This window comes from Candidatus Paceibacterota bacterium (assembly GCA_041661265.1).
Lineage (GTDB): Bacteria > Patescibacteriota > Minisyncoccia > JAHIHE01 > JAGLIN01 > JBAZUT01.
This window is the reverse complement of the sequence record JBAZUT010000029.1, coordinates 1-4,421: the sequence shown is the minus strand read 5'-3', so window position 1 is coordinate 4,421 and position 4,421 is coordinate 1. Positions and strand designations below refer to the sequence as shown.

The following is a 4,421-nucleotide window of genomic DNA, read 5'->3' as shown; positions in this document are numbered from 1 at the left end:
TGGTAAAATGAGGAACTTGATCAAGCTCAAGGATAATCCTGATATCGGAGGAATCTTCCAGAATAGAGGAAATGCCTCGATAATCAGTTTTAAAAAATTCTTTTAGCACCAGACAAGCCGCTAGTTGGGACTGAGTGAATTTTTTTGGGCTCTTGGAATGAGTGTAAGCCGGTAAGCTTCGCAAAGCCGCGGCGTAAGCTACTCGAGCTATAGATAAAGGAGATTTAGATGTAGTCATATACTGCATATTATACCAGAATCGGGATGTTTTCTACAGAGCATACCTGACGCCTTTTCTGCAAATTTTTATTTTATTTTAACGATTGTTTGAACAAGATACTTTCCAATAGTTTTATAAATTCTTCTCCGCAATAAGCTTTTAATTTTCCTAAAACCATTTGAACAGACTTATAAGGTCCTGCCGGCAAAGAATCAACATATTTATATCTCTTGTATGAAGGTCTCCATAGATCATCCAGCAAATTATTTAAATTGAGATATAATTCACACAATATACGATTTGATTCTTCCATTTTTATTTCCGAACGATCAGGTTTCCAGTCGGGTACGCGCAGATGAACTGTCAAAGGCCCAAGCTCGTGTCCAATCATGCGAACTGCAGCATGCCGAATATTGCCATTTTTATTTAAAAGCAAATGAAATAACCATGGAAATATAAAATCTGGCTGTTTTTCTCTGCCGTGCAAATAATATATAACCGACACCGATATAACAAAATTTTCCTGTCTCCAATCTTCGATAATATTTGTATATTCTTGAGGTGCGGTTTCAATAATTTTTTTTATATCAGCATATTCATTCTTACTGGAATGCGAGCTATACAATATCTTCCTTACGCGCCTTGCCGCCTGCCGGCTTGCTACTTTATCGCCGGTTAAAATAATTTTGAAACATTCTATAAAAGTTTCCATAAATATAAACCATTATTTTATTGATATCTTGATCACTTAACCAAAAATGATAGTATTCACCTATTCCCGCCCAAGGCGGGCAGACGCGCAGTGCCCCGTACTATTTTTTAGATTAGTACTGGGCGAATTAGAGATAGGCATTAAAAGCTACTGTCTTAATATTTTAGCCTAGGCTAGAAAAGTCAGTCAGAGATCGAAATGTTTGCGCACAAGCTCATCATTTTCAATCTTTGAAGCTGTGATTAATTGCATTTCCTCGGAGTTAAAATTAAAAAACTCCCTCAAGATCCCAGCTTCTTTTTCAAAATCATAAGGATAAACCCAAACGCTTTTTTGAATTTGAAACAGGCCAAGCTGTTTTATTTTGCCTCTAAGAGCCTCTCTTTTCATTCTCTGCTCATTCTTGACGTCAAAGATCATGATTCGCCATTTCTTATCCCATTTTTTAGGTTTTTCGATCCGGAGATCATCGATCCGATATTTCTTAGCCTTTGCCCTCCCCTCTTCGGTTAAGGAAATATAAAGCTGTTTTCCCCTATAATCCATATTGATCATTCCCGAATTTTTCAGATAATAAAAAGAGTTGTAGAACTTCCTTTTATTTTGATATTTTCTCCACTCAAAATTAGCAGCTCTCAGAATTCTTGGCAGTGCTTTCTGAACAAAATATGGGGACGTGGACGCTAAAACTATTCCTCCACCGAGGAGCATACATTTCAAAATAATCCTTGTTGATTTTATTGCTTTATCATTCATATATATTTTCATTCTATCTTAAAATTCTAGCCATAGCAATTATTTTAAGACAGCAGGGCAAGAGATATAATGATCAAGTAGCAAAATAAAAAGGGAGGGAAGGCAGAAAAAGAAACCGTCTTAAAATTCTAGCCATTGCAATTATTTTAAGATAGCGGGAAAAGAGAGGTTTTGGAGAAAGAATCGGTTAGAGAAAGAAATTATGTGGGATGGGAGAGAAGAAGGTTTCGGAGGCGGAGAGATTCGGATTAGCCCCCTCTCGAGAGCCTGCCTGCCGGTAGGCAGGGGGTTAGGGGTGTGTGTGAAAATGCATTTCTCCGACGCGAAGATGTTCGACCAGAAGGCCGATCAGAAGTCCGATTTTCAATGATAAAAGTACCTGACGACTTTTCTGCCTAGAATTAGAGATCATCTACTTTAAAAATTGTTAAATCTGCCTATAACATTTTGATACCCCTCCTTTTTCACAATATCCCAAGCCTTTTTGTAATCAGTGTATTTATTCATTTTTTCAATTTGCCGATCCAGTCTCTTTTGTCCAAAAAACTTCAAGAAGATATGCCAATGTATTGCATGCAGGGGTATATGTATCCGCGTTCGGTATGTTTCGTTTGCATACTTCTTTTCAAAATATTTCCAGGCTTTAGCTGCCTGTTCTAAATTTCCCTCTTGTGTAAACAGTTGATGGATAGATTCATGAACTAAAGTATCAATAAAATAATCATGCTCTTTATAAGTCTTTATTGTTAAGGGATCGGAGAATGGAGAACAGTTTCCTACCACATAACAAGTAATATTCTTTTCTTTCCATTTTAATCCTGTTAATTCAGTCATTTCTCTTAAAACTTTCTTCTCGCATTTACGCCACATTTTCTCTACTTTTTTAATATAATTTAGAACCTCTGGCGTTGTCGGATAGTTTTTGTCTTCTTTTTTTATATAAACCTTTATCCACTTTTTCCAATTTTGGTCATAAATCCAAGAATATTTGAAAATAATTTTCGGTGTCATGTGTTTGTTTATTAAAATGAAATATTGAGACTTCATCCTCTGATTGTATTCTACTCGCACGAGTTAGGTACAGATGTTAAAATTAAATCCTAATTTTCTAGCCTTGGCTTGAAAAGTCAGTCGCGAGGGAGATGAGTATGTCGTGGATAGAACTGTCTTAAAATTCTAGCCATAGCAATTATTTTAAGACAGCGGAAAATAAGAGAAATGTATCAAATAGAAGTACGCTGGAGGGGTAGATTGAAACTATTCGCCTATTCGCGCGAATTAGAGATAGGTGTGAAAACTACGTCTTAATATTTTAGCCTAGACTAGAAAAGTCAGTCGCGGGGAAATATGTCTGGTTGTTAATAACACACTATTCACCTATTTCTGCCAAAGGCGGACACGGCGCGCGCCTGCCTGCCGTAGGCAGGAATTAAAGATAGTAGGATTCTTACAAGAACGGATCAAACAGTTTGGGACAAGGGAAGGTTTCGGAGGCGAAGAGATTCCCCCTGCGAAATCGCAGCCGAAGCGAAGATGTTCGACCGGGAGTCCGATCAGAAGTCCGATTTTAACGATAGAAGTACCTGACGCCTTATTTCTGCTTGGCACGTTCCCCAATTTTCCAAACTCCTTTCTCGCGGAAAGCAGGAATAGTCTGTCTCTTGGCAGCATTAATGAGAGTATTTATAGATCTATTGCTCTTCTTTGCAAAGTCAGAAAGCGTAACTATATTTTCTCCGCGGAGATATGCGATTCTCTTGTGAAGCGATTCCGTGAGTGCAAGATCAATAACTTTTTCCATTATTTTGGCGCTCTTCGATCCGCGATACTTTCCGAACGATTCATAATAGACCTTCTTTTCCTTGTCGCGGATTATAACGGCCGGAAAGCCGAATCGCAGAAGCTGATAGTTGATTATCACCCTTCCAATTCTGCCATTTCCATCGCAAAAAGGATGGACTGTCTCGAAATCAAGATGGAATTTCGCGATTTTGTCCGTAAAATAGCTTTCATGATCGCTTGTATATTCAAGCAGGATCTCGTCGATCATCCGCTCCACGTGTTCCGGCGCCGGCGCGACATGAGTTCCAACGCGGACGTATTCGCCGACTGCACGAAAACGTCCGGCGATCTTGTCATTTATATTTCCGATCAGCATTCTGTGGAGGAGAAGGATCATTTCTTTGGATATTTCCGACTCCCGCGCTTTCCCCTTCACATATTCCATGACCCGCGCAAGATTCTTGGCTTCAAAAACTTCACGAACAGAAACATTCCTCGAAACTTCCAAGTCGAGCAAGATCCTTTCCGTCTCTTTCAGTGTCAGGGTGGAGTTCTCGATAGCATTCGAATTGAATACGCTTTCCGAAATTTCGGATTCATCAAGAATATTCAAAAGAGACTCTTTTCCCCTAAGAAGCTTATCGTATTCAGCCTTAAGCGTCCCAATTCTATTTTTTATAGGGTTTGGAGTGGACATATAGCAAATTTACGTTAATTATATGTTTAATTATATCAGATTAACGATATTATGTCAATATATCGTTAATTTAACCCTCAATCAGCATAAATTAACGGTATTTATTAAGATTGGACGCTCCCTGTCCTGTCATATAAAGGAGATAGGGATAATAGTGTATACTTAAGGGCAGGAAGAAGAGACTAAGGTGTCAATGGCCTTGAGCCACTCGCAATACGATCGTCTCTTCTTGTCCTTAAGCATACCGGTTTAGT

4 protein-coding genes are annotated in these 4,421 nt (G+C 38.6%); all 4 read right to left on the bottom strand.

Features of this window, described 5'->3' with window-relative positions:
* Positions 1-311 precede the first annotated feature (311 nt).
* Positions 312-932, bottom strand: a complete 621-nt coding sequence (locus WC788_09850; GenBank protein ID MFA6097899.1) for a hypothetical protein — start codon at positions 930-932, stop codon at positions 312-314.
* Positions 933-1,118: 186 nt separating this feature from the next.
* The gene (locus WC788_09845) at positions 1,119-1,688 is read right to left on the bottom strand and encodes a hypothetical protein (protein MFA6097898.1); all 570 of its coding nucleotides are present in this window, start codon (positions 1,686-1,688) and stop codon (positions 1,119-1,121) included.
* Positions 1,689-2,105: 417 nt separating this feature from the next.
* The gene (locus WC788_09840) at positions 2,106-2,699 is read right to left on the bottom strand and encodes a hypothetical protein (protein MFA6097897.1); all 594 of its coding nucleotides are present in this window, start codon (positions 2,697-2,699) and stop codon (positions 2,106-2,108) included.
* 580 nt (positions 2,700-3,279) lie between these two features.
* A complete protein-coding gene (locus WC788_09835) occupies positions 3,280-4,167 on the bottom strand; it encodes a Fic family protein (protein MFA6097896.1) in 888 nt (295 codons plus the stop codon).
* Positions 4,168-4,421 lie beyond the last annotated feature (254 nt).